The 18,339-nt window shown below is 47.2% G+C and carries 11 protein-coding genes; 6 read left to right on the forward strand and 5 right to left on the reverse strand.

Features of this window, described 5'->3' with window-relative positions:
• Positions 1-48: 48 nt before the first annotated feature.
• From H3H32_RS04025 to H3H32_RS04035, 3 genes are all read right to left on the reverse strand, one after another.
• Positions 49-2,787, reverse strand: coding sequence for an FtsX-like permease family protein (locus tag H3H32_RS04025; protein WP_220472599.1), 2,739 nt, complete (start codon positions 2,785-2,787; stop codon positions 49-51).
• Positions 2,780-3,118, reverse strand: coding sequence for a PadR family transcriptional regulator (locus tag H3H32_RS04030; protein ID WP_182461389.1), 339 nt, complete (start codon positions 3,116-3,118; stop codon positions 2,780-2,782). Before H3H32_RS04030 ends, H3H32_RS04025 begins: the two co-directional genes overlap by 8 nt.
• Before the next feature lie 227 nt (positions 3,119-3,345).
• Entirely contained in the window at positions 3,346-6,072 is a 2,727-nt protein-coding gene (locus H3H32_RS04035) for a vWA domain-containing protein (protein ID WP_182461390.1), read from the reverse strand.
• Between the two features lie 462 nt (positions 6,073-6,534).
• Here H3H32_RS04035 and H3H32_RS04040 point away from each other — a divergent pair, with 462 nt between their 5' ends.
• The 4 genes from H3H32_RS04040 to H3H32_RS04055 all read left to right on the forward strand — a co-directional run bounded on the left by H3H32_RS04040 (position 6,535) and on the right by H3H32_RS04055 (position 14,209).
• Positions 6,535-9,624, forward strand: a complete 3,090-nt coding sequence (locus tag H3H32_RS04040; RefSeq protein WP_240543649.1) for a SusC/RagA family TonB-linked outer membrane protein — start codon at positions 6,535-6,537, stop codon at positions 9,622-9,624.
• Positions 9,625-9,651: 27 nt separating this feature from the next.
• The gene (locus H3H32_RS04045) at positions 9,652-11,103 is read left to right on the forward strand and encodes a RagB/SusD family nutrient uptake outer membrane protein (protein ID WP_182461392.1); all 1,452 of its coding nucleotides are present in this window, start codon (positions 9,652-9,654) and stop codon (positions 11,101-11,103) included.
• A 41-nt stretch (positions 11,104-11,144) separates the two neighbouring features.
• Complete coding sequence (locus tag H3H32_RS04050; RefSeq protein ID WP_182461393.1) at positions 11,145-11,624, forward strand: DUF4843 domain-containing protein; 480 nt, start codon at positions 11,145-11,147, stop codon at positions 11,622-11,624.
• Positions 11,625-11,728: 104 nt separating this feature from the next.
• The gene (locus H3H32_RS04055) at positions 11,729-14,209 is read left to right on the forward strand and encodes a S9 family peptidase (protein WP_182461394.1); all 2,481 of its coding nucleotides are present in this window, start codon (positions 11,729-11,731) and stop codon (positions 14,207-14,209) included.
• Between the two features lie 110 nt (positions 14,210-14,319).
• Here H3H32_RS04055 and bshB1 read toward each other — a convergent pair whose 3' ends face one another.
• Positions 14,320-15,039, reverse strand: coding sequence for a bacillithiol biosynthesis deacetylase BshB1 (gene bshB1, locus H3H32_RS04060; RefSeq protein WP_182461395.1), 720 nt, complete (start codon positions 15,037-15,039; stop codon positions 14,320-14,322).
• Positions 15,040-15,284: 245 nt separating this feature from the next.
• On the opposite strand from bshB1, the gene H3H32_RS04065 reads away from it, so the two are divergent.
• Positions 15,285-16,292, forward strand: coding sequence for a nitrilase-related carbon-nitrogen hydrolase (locus tag H3H32_RS04065; protein ID WP_182461396.1), 1,008 nt, complete (start codon positions 15,285-15,287; stop codon positions 16,290-16,292).
• Between the two features lie 90 nt (positions 16,293-16,382).
• Here H3H32_RS04065 and H3H32_RS04070 read toward each other — a convergent pair whose 3' ends face one another.
• Positions 16,383-17,495: an AI-2E family transporter gene (locus H3H32_RS04070; protein WP_182461397.1), complete on the reverse strand. Its 1,113-nt coding sequence runs from the start codon at positions 17,493-17,495 to the stop codon at positions 16,383-16,385.
• Positions 17,496-17,666: 171 nt separating this feature from the next.
• Between H3H32_RS04070 and H3H32_RS04075 the strand changes: the two genes are divergently transcribed.
• Positions 17,667-18,236 (forward strand): L-threonylcarbamoyladenylate synthase, encoded by a 570-nt coding sequence (locus H3H32_RS04075; protein WP_182461398.1) that lies wholly within the window; start codon positions 17,667-17,669, stop codon positions 18,234-18,236.
• The last annotated feature ends 103 nt before the right edge of the window (positions 18,237-18,339 follow it).

An 18,339-nucleotide genomic window follows, 5' to 3' on the forward strand; every position in this document is an offset into this window, starting at 1 on the left:
ATGCTTTTTCATTTAATTACCGGGCAACTTAAGCGATTTATTGGTTTATTATTCGCTTCGTAAACTCTTTACAGGATTTACCAGCGCGGCTTTTATCGTTTGGAAACTTACCGTTGCCAGAGCAACCAGAATAGCGGCCAGACCAACACCTGCGAAAACCCATACACTTAGCGCTATGTGCTCTACATAACTATCCAGCCACGTTTTCATTAAAAACCAGGCTACTGGTAAAGCGATCACCAGAGCAATGATAACCAGCTTGACAAAGTCCTGGGAGAGGTTAATAATGATGCTCACGATGCTGGCCCCCATTACTTTCCGAATACCAATTTCTTTGGTACGTTGTTCGATGATCATCATGGCTACAGCGAATAGGCCTAAGCAAGATAGCAGAATAGCGATGCTAGAAGCCAGACTACAGATTCGTGACAATTGCTCTTCATTCTGGTACCAGGCATCCACATTCTCATCCAGAAACGTGCCCAGAAATTCCGACTGTGGAGCCACTCCCTTCCATACCTCTTTAAGTTTATCCATTGTACCGGCCAAACTCTGTGGAGTGACCCGGACAAAAATGTACTGAATGGATTCGGTATTAGACAGGTACATGGTGATCGGTTTGACTTCGTCGGCTAGTGAATACAAGTGGAAATCAGGAACGACGCCAATAATTTGTGACTTCGTATTCGATGAATCAGCATCGTCTCCCAACAACATACCTACAGGATTCGATTCACCCATCATTTTGGCCATGCTTGCCGTAATAATTACGCGCTTCACGGAGTCGGTTGCATAGGTTCGGTCGAAATCACGACCCGCTATTGGTTTGATTTTTAGCGTTTTTAGGTAATCGAAGTCGATTAATAGTAAATCGCTTGATACTTTTCGGCCTTTGTACGTAAAGCCAATACTCGATCGGGAGCTGACTCGATCTTTACCACGTCCCAGATTGATACCTGTACCGCTTATCGACAAGATAGATGGGTCATTGGCTAATGTATTTCGTAGGCGTCCTAGTGCTTGCCGACCATTTACCTGATTACCAACCGGAATACTAATCACCTGCTCTTTTTGGAACCCGAGTGGCCTTGTCCGCAGAAAATTCAGTTGCTGCGACGCGATGATGGTGCAGCAGGCCAGTAAACTCGACATAATAAATTGGGTAACAATCAGTGAGTTGCGGATTGCTCCGGGGCGTTTGATGGATAATTTACCTTTCAAAACTTCTACTGCATTGAACTTCGCCATCTGCCAGGCAGGATACCCACCTGCAACAAAGGTGACTAGGACAAACACGATCAAAATGACGCCAATAAAACCTGGCTGAAGCATTTGTGCGAATTTGACTCTACCGTCGAACGTAGCATTGAAGAGGGGTAAAAGTAAATAGGTAAGTAGCACGCCTACTAGAAATCCAACCAGACAAATTAGGGTTGATTCACCCCAAATCTGAACAAAAAGCTGGTTTTTCAGCGCTCCCAACGCTTTACGCACACCAACCTCACGGGCACGAGTGAATGACCTTGCGATACTTAGGTTGATAAAGTTGATGCAGGCGATCAGGAGAATAAAAAAGGCGATGCCCATCAGTGTGTACACGATTGCAATTGGGGTGCCACCTCTGCCTGCTATATCCCGATCAAAATGTACACGGGAGAGATTCTGTAACCGAACGGCAAACAAATCGCCATGCTGATCGGGCTTGGCCCCTTTCTTTTTGAGTTCGTCGAGATTGCCCTTGAAATACTTCTGAGCGAATGGTTTTAAGCGGTTTTCAAATGTGGCCTGATCGACGTGAGGAGGGAGTTTTACAAAAACGGTATGTGACTGAGCGCTCCAGTTATCTTTATCTTGCTGATAGCTGTACGAATTCTCGATCCGGACTAAGATGTCGTATTGAATGGACGAATTGTCGGGCGCATCGCTAATGATACCTGTTACAATATATTGCTTTTTATGACTCTCGCTGCCAATCTGCAAGGTTTTACCCATCGGGTCTTCGGTGCCGAATGCGGTTTTAGCCATATTCTCACTGATAATGACACTACTCAAATTACGAAGGGCGATTTCCCGATTTCCTTTAATCAGCGGAAATGAAAAGATTTTCAGAAAGTCCTGATCAGTCTGCAAAACCAGCTTATCGAAATACTTTCCTTTAACTTCTACCAGACTCTTTCGCCCAGTCAAAATGCGGGCTGCCGCTTCCAGTTCAGGATAGTCGGCTTTTAACGCTGGTGTTAAAGGTAAAGGCATATTGCCACTTCGGAGTGCCTTTTCGGGATCATTCGAGAAGAAGTACGTTTGAAAAATACGGTCGTCATCCTGATGGAAATTGTCATAGGTCAGATGTAAATAAGACCTCAGAAACAAAAAGATACAGACAACGAAAGCCACGGAAAGGCCAACAACATTGATGGCAGCGTACCCTTTACTTTTCCAGAGGGTACGAAGGGCGATTTTAATATAATTAAGAAGCATATCGGGACTAAGAAAAAAAGTGGGCCGAGAGTCCGGTTGTGTATACGTGTATCGATCCTTATTGAATGAGGCTATGTTGGTAGCGGGTTGCGTAAGTGCGCTGACTCGGCGTTTCAGGAAGTAGGGGCGGCAAAACTTGAGTACTTCCCGTACGTAAAGTCGACGCGCTTTTGGTTCGCCAACCTCTTCTACATGCAGATCAAATTGTTCATGTAAATCGCCTAGTAGCTCTTCCTGTAAATAGTTGGGACAAAACCACGTCACTAAACGATCGGCCCAGGCAGGTGGAACTGGATGTTGCTTAGTCATGGCTAACAATGAGGTGAGGATTAGGAATAGAATCCCAGAGTTGATTGCGCACTTCCCGCATGTCGCCTAAGGTTCGTTTTCCGAGTGCCGTAATAACAAACAGGCGTTTGCGTCGGCCTCCTCGGGCAGCTGTGGCTCCACCTAACTCGGAACGCACGAAGCCTTTTTCCTCTAAGCGATATAGAGCAATATGTACGCCACTCAAACTGATGGTTCGATCAGTGCGTTGCTTGAGTTCGGCAACTATCGTAACGCCATAAGCCCCTCCTTCGAGTACAGCTACGGTCAATAAAACCAACTCCTCAAACTCGCCTAAATAAGCTCTTCCCATTGTCGGTAATGATTTGCTTATTATTTGCTAAACAAATGCCTTGCCAACTTGATAAATGGGCTTTTCTGGCTAAATAAGGGCAATTTTGATTTAGAGAAAGAATCGCCTTGTCCAGAAACGGACAGAGAATGTACAGTTGCGGACATGACCAGACCGTTGTTAATGTCCTTTGTTTCTAGCTGCCGATTGGCATGTTTTTAGAATTTTCTTAGCGCATGCCATATAGCCTACGGCACTTTCTTCGCTTGTGCTTCCAGAATCAGTTGCAGATTGGCGTTCTCGCGAGTAATGTGTGTATAACTTCCTTTGCCCATTTGGGCTAGCTTTTTGAGATTTTGGCCATTGATTTCGTTTCGACCAAAGGTGAAGATTGTTAAATGAATGTCCTGATTGCTGGATTCGTTCACGAGTTGGTACACCTCATCGCTTACCGGGAATTCGCCGTCGGTAGCCAGAATAATTCGGTTGTTGCCCGCCCGGATGTAGTTCTTGTCGGCCACTTTGTAGGCTAAGCGGATGCCTCCGTTCCCATCGGTGTCGCCGTCAGATTGAAGTTGATCGATGATACGGGCGATCTCATTGGCGTTCGTTCCTGACGTTGGCTTCAGGGCAATTTTCGCTTTACCCGAGTACACCACAATCGAAAGCTGGTCTTCGGGTCGGATGATACGCAGCAGCGATTTGATCGCTGTTTTCAGCAACGGCAACTTGTAAGGCGAATCCATTGAACCTGATACGTCTAACAGCAACACCATATTGTTGGCCGCAAAACCGGCTAAGGAATTAACAACAACTGTCTGGCCAGGTCGATCGATAAATACGGTATCAACTTTGGTTTGATTTACGTAAACAGTGTCGTGCTTAATAGTCGTTGTACTGGTCGCTAGAGTTGGATTACTGACTGGACTTTGGCGAGCTGTTGTCGATTGGGCAACTGGTTTTGCTTCCTGAACTGACGGAGTAATGGGTTTGGGCACTTTTTCAGCTACTGGCTGAATAATAGTTGGTGTGGACCGACGGAAAGCCAATACGTTCGGCTCGTTGATGGTTTTTAAAACGCCTACTTTGGCCAAATCGCTGAACTGATTGTAAAGGTAAGCCAGCTGGTTATAGAAATAGTAAAACGATTCATACTCCCGATCGGGCGATTTGGCCGCGACTTTCTGCACCTTTTCGGCCATCTTGATCGAGTTTTCGGCCAGGTCTTCATAGGGTGTATAAGGGCATCCGCCATTGTTCCGGCCCAACCTTTTTAACCCTTTCAAATTCTGGAATTCGTTTGCAATCAGAGTTCTGGCTTCTGCCTGAAGAATGTCTGTTGCTGGTAGTTGAGGAGCTTCGCCTTTCAGATAAGCGCGTACACCAAACAAGGCTTCTTTATTCAGATCAATCAGTTTTAGCATTGCCTGTCCCGATACATCGTAGGAGGAGATCGGCTTTTTAAGCGGATAACTTTCGTGAATACGTCGTACATCCTGATAGAGTTGTTCCTTCCTTCGGTCAAACGTATCGAACAGGTAGGCATATCGATCCAGAATAGCATCGGAGCGTTTCAGGTTGTCCTGTTCATATTGTTTGGTGCTGGTATAATTGATCAACTCAATACTCAACGCATCCATTTCTTTCAGGATCGACAGTAGCGCGTCAGCTTGTCCATTAATGGAGGCTCGGTAAGATTGTGGAATTTGCGGAGTATTGATAACAAGTAATTGGTGCTCAGACAGAGGAACTTTATAGTCTGCGTGCGAGTAGATTGACATGTTTCGTCGACTGGGCGATCCCCGATAATAGTCGGCCGAAGACTGATAATCGCGGATTAGTAGCTGCATCTGGTTCATCTGCCGCAACGATTCGTTTATAAAGTCGATATAGGCATTTAACGCTTCGAAGGTGGCCGGACTGGCTGGCGCTGCGGCTGGTTTTATCGAGAGTGCAATGGGCGCACTGTCCTGAAAGGAAGCAGTCGCATCGGTTTTTGGACTGGCGGGTTGAGGGACATCGAAAGCAAAAGCACGAATGTATCTTGGATAATCCAGCAATTGTTTGGTCGGCGTGCTATTCCTGACAAAGCCCTGATACCAGCTTAATAAGTCGTTGTTATACTGGTTGATAAAGGATCGATAGAATTCGTTGTTGTGTCGCGATGTTTGTTGAGCGGCAAAGTTATAATCGTCGACGGCCCGTTTTTTTAGCGCCTGAATCGTTTGCAATCCCCCTTTAAACGAATCCAGCATGCTCGAGGCCGGATATTGAATAACTGATTTACCTTTCCCGAATTCGTTTAGTAGTTTTTCATCGGTGACTATGCTCTGCTGTACCAGCTTGACTGGCCAGTTGGAGGGCGCCTTTTCAGTCAAATAATAGGCTAGCGTATCAAGTAACTGTTGCTGACTGACGAGCACTTTCTCCATTTCCTTTTCGGTATAGAGATAGGCATCAGTAGCGCGATAAGGCTGATATCGACGATAAATGCGCTGGATCTGTTTATAGAAGTTGTCTTTGTCGTTGCTGAATTGAGTTGTAAGTGTCTGAAATTCTGTGATAAGTTCGGTTGCTTTCTTGAAGTTATCGCGTTCATAATCTTTCAGTCGATCATAGGTTTCCAGGGCTTTGGCTGTCTGATCGATTTTGTTGACCAATTGCCATAGAGCCTGTGTACTTGCGTTTAGTCGCTGTTTTTCCACATCGGTGAAAGCCTCGCTGGTTAGGGCTTTTTTGTAGTAATATTCCTCCAAAGTGCCCGATGGCGATAGGCGCAAGCGGTGCTGCAATTGATGCACTCCCATATCAGCATAATAAGCCTGTATCCGCTGCTGTCGATCGCTTACTTCATTGACCGATTGATTCAGGAAAGCGACGTACTGATTGAGCGCCTGCTGGGGCGTCTCGTGCATCGCCTGCCCCGTCGCAAAATAGGCGAAGAAGCACAGGAGCAGAAAGAGGGAAGTGTGCATGATTGAACAAACAAGAATCAAAAGCGTAACCTGTTCACGTAGAGCTTTTTGAGAAGGAGTGGGGTCCGCCGTGTTTAAAGGCCAAATAAACTAAATTTCAAAGGCCGTTTGGTGAAAATCTTCGTCAGCGGCAGTAAACAGGTGCCGATCCATCACGGGTTTATGGGATAAAGAGCATAAGGGAATTATAGGTTTATGCGTAATGCCAACCGACGTTACTTATTGATTATTATGAGAAAAATTATATTTAAAATAATATTTTTACCGTAAATTAAATATGTATATATTGGTTAATATTAGGATTATATATTTATAAAACTTAAATAGTTAAAATATTAAATTGTATTTTATTTAAAATTGAATATTATATTTTGTATATCAAATTGGATGGTTTTATTTTTAGGAGTAAAATTTAAGCACTCATCAAAGATGATAAGAAAACTACTGTTTAACCTATTTTTAATGCTATCGAGTATAATGAGTTTCTCATATGCTCAAGATCGCGTTATCACAGGACGCGTCACTTCCAGTGACGATGGTGGCCCGTTGCCTGGGGCCAGTATTTCGGTAAAGGGTACCACGCGTGGTACAACGACAGATGCCAGTGGGAATTTCAGTTTGTCAGTACCCGGCAAACCAACACTGGTTGTCTCATCGATCGGATTTGCTCGTATGGAAGTTGAAGTGGGAAACCGGAGTACGGTTACGGTTCAATTGCAGAGCACTAACAGCGATCTGGAAGAAGTCATTGTAACGGGTTATGGCGGTGTTCTCAGCAAACGGGAAGTAACCGGAGCCGTCTCTAAAATTAAAGGGACCGACATCCAGAACGTGCCCGCGCAAAGTATCGACCGGGCTATGCAGGGCCGTATTTCGGGGGTGCAGATTTCCTCGGCCAATGGTGCTCCTGGTGGCGCTATGCAGGTGCGTATTCGGGGTGTAGGTTCGATTACGGCAGGTAACGAACCCCTCTACATTGTAGATGGTGTGCAGCTAAACACGCAGAATACAAATAGCTATGCCAGCTCGAACCCGATTAACTTCCTGAACCCTAACGATGTTGAGTCGATTGAGGTGTTGAAAGATGCTGCGGCTGCATCGATCTATGGTTCACAGGCAGCCAATGGGGTTGTTATCATTACCACGAAAAAAGGGAAAGCCGGCAAAACACAGGTAAAACTGAATTATTACCAGGGCGTTGTTGAGCCGATCAAATACTTCGACGTACTGAATTCACAGCAGTGGGTAAATATGCGTACCGAAGCGTTCATGAACGCTAACCCAACGCAGTCCAGAACCTGGGCGCTTCAGCAGGTGTTGGGCATTCTTCGGTATACGAATATTGCTAACCTGGGCGAAAATCAGCTGCAATCTATTGTCGATACCCTGAAAACGTACGATTGGCAGCGGGCGGCTATGCGTAGCGGACGGGTACAGAATTATGAGGTTTCGCTCTCTGGCGGTAGCGATCGGAATAACTTCCACTTTTCATCATCCTATAATACACAGGATGGTAACGTTGTTGGAATCTATTTTAAACGCTTTACAACCAGCTTGCGGCTGGGCCAAAAACTCTCGGATAAATTGCAGTTTGAGCAATCGATCAACCTAAGTACCACAACCCAGGGTGGGCAGTACGCGTCGCCCAATGGTGGAGGTTATTTGGGGTCAGCCGCTTTCGGGGGGCCTGTTATGGTACCAACCAACGCAATTTATAATGCTGATGGCAGCTATGCCAATACGCCACAAACGGGTGGTGCCGTTGGGGTTGTTAGTCACAACTTCATCCTATCAGCCGATTACGCTAAAATCACCTCGACTACAAATCAGTTGGTAGGCAGTGCCGCTCTGACGTATAAAATAACCCCGCAGTTAACATTCCGGCCAACTGTCAATCTGGATTATCGCCTGATTAAAGGGAACTACTATGCTGACCCACGTATCCAGGATGCCTATAGTGTACAGGGCCGGGATTCGTTCCAGAATGAAGAAAGCATCAACTTCCTGACGAACGGTGCGCTTACCTACGCACATCAGTTTGGTCAGCATTCGATAAATGCCTTGGCCGGGCTTGAGTATCGGAGCGATACCCGGAATGGTACTAGTGGTTCGGCTTATGGTTTCCCAACGTCGGCTTTCCAGTACATCTCTGCCGCTGCCAATTACCAGAGCATGTCAAGCTCCTGGACGGGTTATCACCGAGCTTCTGCTTTTGGTAAGATCGACTATAATTACAACAGCCGATATTTTCTATCACTGATTGGCCGTTACGATGGTTCGTCACGTTTCGGAGCCAATAACCTTTTTGGTTTCTTTCCCTCAATTTCGGGTAGCTGGTTAGTATCGGATGAGGCTTTCCTAAAAAATAATCCTGTGTTGACGGAGCTGAAATTACGCGCCAGCTATGGATCGACAGGTAACGACCAGATCGGGAACTTCGATTCAAGAGGGTTGTATGTCGGTGGGGCTAACTACAACGGGGGTAGTGGTATTGCTGTAACCAGTCTGGCCAACCCTGACTTGAAATGGGAGCGAAACACAGAGATCGCTGCCGGTCTGGAATATGGTATCTTCAATAACCGAATTCGGGGCCAATTCGATGTCTACGATCGGACCAGTAACGATCTGTTGTTACAACGTCAGGTGCCGAACACAAGTGGTTACACCACTATTACGTTTAACGCAGGTCAGGTAAAGAACCGGGGCTTCGAGACCGAAATTACGGTTGATGTGCTGAAAACCTCGTCGCTGCGTTGGGAAAGTAGTTTCAACTTTTCAGTTATTGATAACAAGGTTACCAAACTCTACGACGGTATTTCTCCACAGGCCAACGTCGACAGTCTTATTCTGCTGACAGCGCCGGTGCAGGCAGGTAACACAACGGTTACCCGTAATTTCATCGTTGGTAAACCTGTTTATGCTAACTATGCCCCTGTTTATGCGGGTGTGAATCCGGCTACAGGCCGCGCTATGTGGTATGATCAGAATGGTAACATCGTTTATACCTACCAGACTCCTCGCGATTCGAAATACTTAGGTTCGGACTTTGCTAATATTTACGGCGGCTGGCGTAACCAGATCTCATACAGAGGTTTCGACCTGACGGCATTTTTTCAGTATGAATTCGGGCGCCGTGTAAATAACTCGCAGGGGCTCACGCTCATGGATGACGGAACCCGCAACGTAAACACCTTAACCGACGTCTATAATCGTCGCTGGACAGCACCCGGTCAAATTACCGACGTACCACGACCATATAATGGTGGAGCTGAGATACTGGGGTCTTCGTATGTATCCAGCACGAGCCGTTCTATTGAAGATGCTTCCTACATCCGTTTAAAGCAGGTACAACTGGCGTATACATTCCCGAAAGCCTTGCTCACCCGTACGAAACTGCTCCAGAATGTGCGCATTTATGGGATAGCTACAAACCTGGTTACCTGGACGAAATGGACAGGCTACGATCCTGAATTCCTGAACTTCGGATCGGGTAATACGGGCGCTATTCCCCAATCGAAGACCTATACGTTCGGGGTCGAGATCGGTTTGTAATTCACTTCATCCTTTGTCATTTAGTTTATGAAAATATATATGTTTAAACGGGCACTTGCCACAACGATTCTGACGGGTGGCCTCTTTGCCTGTACTAGTTTAGTGGATGTAAAGCCCAAAACCGCCGTTGATTCGGGTACGGCCCTTACTACACAGGAAGCGGTTAATGCTGCCGTTAATGCCGTGTATGACGCCTTGCAAAGTACCGACCTGTACGGGCGAGATTTGATCGCGCTTCCTGAGGTTCTTTCTGATAATGGGCGGGCAACCAATAACTCCAGCCGACTGGTGGCCGAATATCAGAATCAGCCAGGAAACCATATGATTAACTGGACGCAGGATTATTACGGAATTAATCAGGCAAACCTGGTGCTGGATGCGCTGCCTAAAGTTACATTGACAGATGCCCAGCGTAACTCCTACATGGGTCAGTGTTTGTTTCTGAGGGCATTAATGTATTTCGATTTGATGAAATCCTATGCCTATATGCCAACGGCGGTAATCAATGATTATAACCGGGGTGGGGTTCCATTGGCGCTGACAGGCGTGTTGACCTTGCAGCAGGTGGAATTCCCCAGTCGACCAACTATCGATGCTGTATATACGCAGATTCTGGCCGACTTGACAACCGCTATCGATAAACTGGGCGGCACTGCTACGTCGAGAGGCCCCGTTTATGCAACTAAAGGGGCAGCTCAGGCACTATATTCCCGAGTCGCACTTTATGCCGGAAAATATCAGGAATCGGCCGATATGGCAACCAGTGCATTGACTTCTGGCGTGGGAGTCTTTCAGTCGAAAACCACGTATATAGCTGGTTGGCGTACAGCTGTTAACCCAGAATCGATGTTTGAAATTAATTTTCAGACAAATGAGAACATCGGGGTAAATACCTCATTACAAACAACTTTTACAACGCTGGTAACGCTTGGCAACACGGCGCAAACGGGTGGTTTTGGTGATGTGGTGCCAACAGTGGCTTTGTTGGCTGATCTGGAATCAGAGAAAGATGCATCAGGTAACGTGCTGGATATTCGCCGTCAATTGTACGAATTAGGCACCAAAGGGCGGGGTGCTCAGAACATTGAGACCACCAAATTTCTGGGTAAAAACGGTACCATTAACCTCGATAATGTTCCGGTTATTCGGATTTCGGAAATGTACCTGAACCGGGCCGAAGCCTATTACCGACTGGGAAAGGAAGCCGACGCGATCAAGGATTTGAACACCATTCGGACACGTTGTGGTCTGGCCGAGAAAACGGGCTTGACGGGAGCTACTCTACTGGATGAGATCATCAAACAGCGCCGACTGGAGTTTGCGTTCGAGGGGCACCGTTTCTGGGACTTAAAACGCCTGGGACGTGATATTGTCAAACTGCCTACCAACCTGCCGTTCACAGATTACCGCGTTCTGGCTCGTATTCCGATCAGCGAGATCAACAACAACCGCAATCTGAAGCAGAATTATAACTACTAAGCCGTTGACTTTGGGCTCAAATCATTAATACACAAATTGATATGAAACTATTCTTGCGTTTCGTGATGATAAGCGTTGTCTTATTCACACAAACTTCCTGTTTCAAGGAAAACGATTTCTTGTTTGATAGTAAAACGCTTGTCGAATTCCAGGCTACAGTTGTTACCTCACTCGCCGTTGGAAAAACATACCCGCTGTTAACGACCAAGAACGGAGCCGGTACGTTAATTACTCAGGTAAATTTGGTAGGTGCCCAACGAGCTAAGGATGAGGTTATTAAATTTTCGGTTGATAAAGACAATACGACAGCAATAGAAGGTGTACATTATAATTTGAAAGGAGGGACGTTCACCATTCCGGCAAAATCCAGCTTTGGGGACTGCACCGTTGAGATATTAACGGGAGCTGCCCCAACTGGAACAACCAAAACCGTTGATCTGGTTTTGATATTGGAAGGAAATGGTTCGGACATTACTCCGAATGAGAATTACAAAAAGGTCGGTTATCGGATTTCGTTTTAAATGCCAGCTGCCGCAGCTATAATTGGCTGCGGCATTTTTTTGACCTGTATCATTTGTTTTCGACCTATCTTTAATACTCAATAACCTGAAATACCCTCTACTTTATGCTTCACAACTTAACGACTAGAAAAAGCCGGTGGCTTTTGTTGATTTCCTGGATTACTGTCTCGCTGAGCGCACAGGCACAGGATGCACCAGCGTATCAAACGCCCCCCAAAGCGTTAGCTGATTTAGTAACCATGCCGCCTACCCCAAACGTCAGTATGTCGGATAAGGGCGATATGATGCTCTTTCTGGAACAGGCTGGTGCGCCTGGCATCGACGAACTGGCTCAACCCGAATTCAAACTGGCTGGTCTGCGCCTGAATCCGGCAAACAACGGTCCAAGTCGGGCGCGTTACATAACGGGTCTGAAACTCAAAAAACTGACCGAAAAAGATGGAAAAGCAATAACAGGTTTGCCGACTACACCGCTGATTAGTTTTGTTCAATGGTCGCCAGACGGAACGAAGATTGCCTTCGCCAATTCGACTGATAGTCGGATTGATTTGTATATCGCCGACGTAGCTACGGCAGCCGCTCAGAAAGTTGGTTCGTTTGCCATTAATGCAACCCTGGGCGTACCATACCGCTGGGTATCAGATAGTAAAAGCTTAATCGTAAAAACGATTCCTGCCGGTCGCGGGCCTGAGCCCGAAATTAGTCGGGTTCCTGCCGGGCCAACTACGCAGGAAAACGTAAAAGGCTCACGCGGACAGGCACCTACCTACCAGGATCTGCTGAAAAATCCATCCGATGAAAAGCAATTCGCCTATTACACCACGGCGCAGGTTGCACGGGTTGGTTTAGATGGAATGGTTACCAACATTGGTCAACCCGGTATTATTCTTTCCTCTGACCCCTCACCAGATGGAAAATACGTTATGATCGAGACGGTTCATACACCGTTTTCGTATCTGGTGCCCGTGAATCGCTTTCCGCTTAAATCGGAAATTTATGCCATTGCGGGTTCGCTGGTAAAAACGTTGAACGATGGGCCGTTGCAGGAAGCAGTTCCGTATAGCCGTGACGGGGTTCCAACCGGACCTCGCGATTTTAGCTGGCGGGCTGATTCCCCCGCGACAGTTTACTATACCGTTGCTCAGGACAATGGCGACCCAAAGGTTAAGGCCGACATTCGGGATAAGGTGTTTCAGATCGAAGCTCCTTTCTCGGCGTCACCGAAAGAAATCTACGCGGCTCAGTTTCGTTTCGAAAACTTCGATTGGGGTACTGAAACAACGGCGTTGGCTAACGAACGCTGGTGGCAGAATCGTAAAACGATTACCAAAATCGTTAACCCAACTACCTGGCAGACGTCGGTTCTATTTGATCGTTCGTATGAAGATCGATACACTAATCCGGGCCAACCCGATATGAAGCATAACCAGTTTGGCCGTGAAGTGCTGAACTTGCTGCCATCTGGCGAGATTCTGATGCTTAATGCCGTTGGTTCATCGCCCGAAGGCGACCGACCATTTGTAAGCTTGTTGAATCTAAAAACGAAACAGACAAAAGAGCTTTGGCGGTCGGCAGCTCCGTATTTCGAGCGACCTGTTGCCGTTTTGGATGCCACCAAACAAGTGATTCTGACCACTCGCGAAACGCCCGACGAAAATCCAAACTACTTCGTTCGGAATATGAAAGCCAGGATTGCGCCGGTTCAGGTCACGTTCTTCCCGCACCCATATCCACAGTTGAAAGGCGTGCAGAAACAACAGCTTCGCTACAAAAGGGCCGATGGTGTTGAGCTGACTGCTACGCTTTATTTGCCAGTTGGGTACAAGAAAGAGCAGGGGCCGCTACCAACGTTTTTATGGGCGTATCCAGCCGAGTTCAAAAGTAAGGAAGCTGCCAGTCAGGTTTCTGGCTCTCCTTACCAGTTCAACCGGATTAGCTACTGGGGTGGTGCTGCTTTCGTAACCATGGGCTACGCCATTCTGGATAACGCCAGCATTCCCATCGTGGGTGAGGGCGACAAAGAACCCAATGATACCTACGTTGAGCAATTAGTATCGAGCGCCAAAGCGGCCGTCGATGAAGGTGTTCGGTTGGGCGTGGTTGACTCGAGCCGAGTAGGCGTCGGGGGGCACTCATATGGGGCATTCATGACCGCCAACCTGCTCACCCATAGTAAGTTGTTCAAAGGCGGTATTGCCCGAAGTGGCGCTTACAACCGAACACTAACTCCCTTTGGTTTCCAGAATGAGCAGCGCAGTTACTGGCAGGCACCTGAGGTATATAACAACATGTCGCCGTTTATGAATGCCGACAAAATGAAAACCCCACTGCTGCTGGTGCATGGCGAAGCGGATAATAATACCGGTACATTCCCCATTCAGTCGGAGCGATATTATAACGCGCTCAAAGGCTTCGGTGCTACAACCCGACTGGTGTTCCTGCCCTACGAAAGTCACGGCTACACGGCCAAAGAATCATTACTGCACATGCTGTGGGAAATGAACGGCTGGCTAGACAAATACGTGAAAAACCCAACCGCTGCTGGTCAGGCAAACAAGGCTGGTAAACTGGGTAGCGGAAAGTAATAATTTACTATTGCTCGGCGTAGTATTCACCACGCCGAACGAAGGCCATCAGCTATCGTGTATAGCTTGATGGCCTTTTTCCTTTATAGTCTGGCTGTGTTTTACTTACACTACACCAACACCGTCAAATCCTGAACGCCAAGCATACGGCGGCTGATAAAGCCTTCACCGAATTCGGCACCAATCATATGGCCGTGTTCGCGGGTGCGGGACTCCAGGAATTTCAGGAAGGGCTCACCCGAAATGTAGCTTTGGGGCTCGGTGCTCGTTGGATCGAAAAATTGACTTTTATAGGCTTTAATGGCAGCCAGTTTCTCGTTCCAGTAGGGAGTAATATCTACGATGAAATCAGGTTTTAGCCAGCGATCCTGTACGAAGTTGTAGACATAAATTGGCCGGTGAGCTTCCTGTGGCTGGCCATCTTCATCAACGGTTTTAATTTGCCGTAAACCAGCATAAAAGCAGGCATCATTGACCAGTTCAGCCGCCCGCCCGTGGTCGGGGTGGCGGTCATCCGGTGTATTGGTCAGGATGATTTTAGGACGGTATTTTCGAATAATTGGAATCAGCGCCATCTGATGCTCTTCATCATTGCGGAAGAATCCATCCCGAAATCCCATATTTTCACGAGCCACTAACTGCATGATCCGACTGCCTTCAGCGGCTTCCTGCGCCCGTATTTCGGGAGTGCCTCGGGTTCCCAATTCGCCACGCGTTAAATCAACGCCAGCTACTTTTTTACCCTGGGCAACGAGCGAAAGAATCGTGCCCGCACAGGTCATTTCAATATCATCAGGATGGGCTGCTATAGCCAGTACATCAACAGTCATGTCGTTTTAGTTGTGTCGTGGTTGTTTGATCGGTATGGAGCAACAAATCAGTAAGTAGTTAATCAACGAGATTGACAATTTGTTCCTGAGCTTGCCAGAAGCTAAGCCTCTCCCGAAGGAGAATACTCGAAAAGAGCGAGCCAATGCGTTCCTGAATGATGCCTGAAACGGGCTATTGGCGATTATTTCGCAGAAACACCTTATTTTGGTGCCCAACAACGAATCATCTGTAACCCCTTTAATCTATGTCATACAAAGCCCTGGCACTTCAGCTAACCTGTCAAACCGTCAATTCCTGCCAGACCCGCGATGAAGCCGAAGCCGTAATGCTCAAAACCATCGCGCGGATTGAACAACAAATTGCTGCATCTATTGGCTTGCTGGGGCGTGAGACATTACTTGTTGTAGCACCTGAACATTTTCTGACGGGTGGTCCTATTAACGAAACTATAGAGCAATGGCGCGAAAAGGCGGCTCTGGAGATCGATGGCCCCATTTATGAGGCCATCAGTGCTATGGTGCAGCGACAGCAGGTTTATTTTTCGGGTAATGTGTATGAGCAGGATTCATTCTTTCCGGAACTGTACTTTCAGACTAGCTTTATTATGGGGCCCAATGGCGATGTGCTACTCCGCTACCGACGCCTGAATGCCATGTATATTCCCACACCTCACGACGTTTGGGAGCTGTATCTGGATGCGTATGGATATGATTCATTGTTCCCGGTCGTGAAAACAAACATTGGGAATCTGGCCTGTATTGCGTCAGAGGAAATCCTTTATCCCGAAGTTGCTCGTTGTTTGTCGATGCGTGGTGCCGAAGTGTTAATTCATTCGACCTCAGAAGCGGGCAGCCCGCTATTGACTCAGAAAAATGTGGCAAAACTGGCCAGAGCCACCGAGAATATGGCCTACGTCGTGTCGGCTAATTCGGGCGGCTTAGTCGGTAGTCCGCTTCCAGGCGGCACAGTTGATGGGGGATCTAAAATCATCGACCCCAAAGGTATCGTACTTGCCGAAGCGGCTTATGGCGAAAGTATCGTCGCGAATGCGGATATCGACCTGGCGGCCCTCCGGGAATTCCGCCAGCGACCTGCGCTAACTAATCTGCTGGCTCGCCAACGGTTTGAACTATACGCTGAGAGTTACGCTAAACAAAGCGTGTATCCGCCCGACACCTTATTGGGCCAACCTGCCGAGCGGCAACATTTCCTACGGACTCAACAGGAAGTGATTAAGAAGCTTTATAATTAGACTAGTTGTTTCAGGTTTCAAGTTCAAAGTTCCAAGTTCAATTGTGCGTCAGCCAACCTGGAACCTTGAACTTGAAACTTTGAACAATACTTACTCTTCAACCACCTTAGGTTTAGCTCGGCGTTTAGGGAGTCGAAACAGATTGTTGCCTTTATCTTCAGGCGTTTGATCGCCCAGTAACACACCCCAGGGACGCAGACTATCGACCCGGTCGAAAATTACTTTCATGATGGCAATGGCTGGTATAGATAAAAACATGCCAGATACGCCTGCTAGCGCGCCACCAATCAGAACCCCCACAATGGAAACGAGCGCGTTTACCCGGACTTTCGAGGCTACAATAAGCGGCACGAATACATTGTTGTCGATGAATTGAACCAACAGAAAAATACCAATAACGCCTAAAATGACCGATACCTCGGGATTGTTACTAAAGGTGATCAGTACGGTTAAGAGTGTAGCGACCAAGCCCCCAATGTAAGGGATAAGGTTCAAGATGGCTGCCATAATTCCCAGTAAGACAGCGTATTGTACGTTTAATATGAGTAGTCCAACTGAATTGAGAGCTGCTACACACGCCGTTTCAATGAGTAGCCCAACCATGTAACTCTGAATAACGGATTTGACCTCGCCCAATACTTCACGAACCCGCTCGGTGTGCTTATCAGAGAAAAGGATGATGACGAAATGAAGCAGCATGGTTCGGTAATACAAAAGCAAAAAGACGTAAATAGGGATTAACGTTAACGTGCCCAGTGGGCCAGTAACGAACCCCAGCGTATCGCTGCTCTGTAAACTGTCGAGCGTTTGGGCCTGCGCTTTTTGGAGATACTTATCCTGCTGCCGGTAACTGACATTATACTCACGTCGGACCCAACGCTTTACATCATGGAAAAAATCATTCAGATTCTGGCGAATCTTGGGCAGGTCATCTGCAAAATCGGACAATTGCATCGACATCAGAATCGTTAGGCCCGATACTACAACAATGGCTAGCAGCAAGGCCAGACTAATGGCAACAACTTTGGGTATACCCCATTTTATGAGTCGGTTTTCGACGGGGCGGAGCAAAACGGCAATCAGGCCCGCCATGGCGAGGGGTACCAGAATATCCTGTCCTAAATAAATTCCGGCGGTTAAAATGGCCAGCGCAAGCAGCGAGTGTGAAAATTGATGGTAGTGCGGGCGCGATTCAGCAGCCATAGACTTGGTATTGGGAACGACGTGAGGTGAGTGAAATTACTTATAGAAAGCAATTTATCAGACACACAACAACCCATTCCTTGTTTTGTTTATTGGGTTGTTACGCCCCCATCTTTCTAAGTCGCTGTCGTCTTTCGCAAACTTGGCGTATTTTTGTGGTTTATTTCAGCTATGAGCTTATCTATTCGCGATATCGCCTATCAACTGCGGCAGGGGCAGCTGATCGCCATTGCCGACGAAACGGGTTGGTCGATTGCGGCCGACCCGATTAATGATGTGGCTGTTGGTCAACTGCTTACCTTAAGGAATATAATGCCTAAGGAGCTTCAGCCAACGGTGCTTATCCCCAAGACCGATCTGCTGGGCCTGTATGTGGCTAAAGTTCCCGATGTTGCCTATGATTTGGTCGAATTTGCCGAAAATCCGTTGACGGTTATCTACGATCAGGTTAAAAATCTGTCGCCGGTATTCTGGCAAACACTGGCAGAGTCCAAAGCAAATAGCGATGGTGTTCCGGTAACGGAAGAAATAGCCGTTCGGCGCGTCTTGAACGATGATATACAACGACTGGTTAGCAGTTTTGGGCGCGGGTTGCTTTCGATTCCGTTTGAGTCGTTAGTACTGCCACCTGCCGCCGAAGCACTCGTTACGATACGGTTTGGAACCCTCCCTGGTATGCCTAAACGACCACGTATTATGCGGTTGAAAGTAAATGGGGAAGTTAGTTTTATACGAAAATAAAGGACTATGGTATTCGGTGTATGGTTTATAGTTTTCGGTTAGATAATCAGACCAGTAATAGAAACTCTGTGTCAGCCAACCGAAAGCTATAAACTGAAAACCG

Origin of the sequence: Spirosoma foliorum, assembly GCF_014117325.1 — a bacterium.
In the GTDB taxonomy this organism is placed as follows: domain Bacteria; phylum Bacteroidota; class Bacteroidia; order Cytophagales; family Spirosomataceae; genus Spirosoma; species Spirosoma foliorum.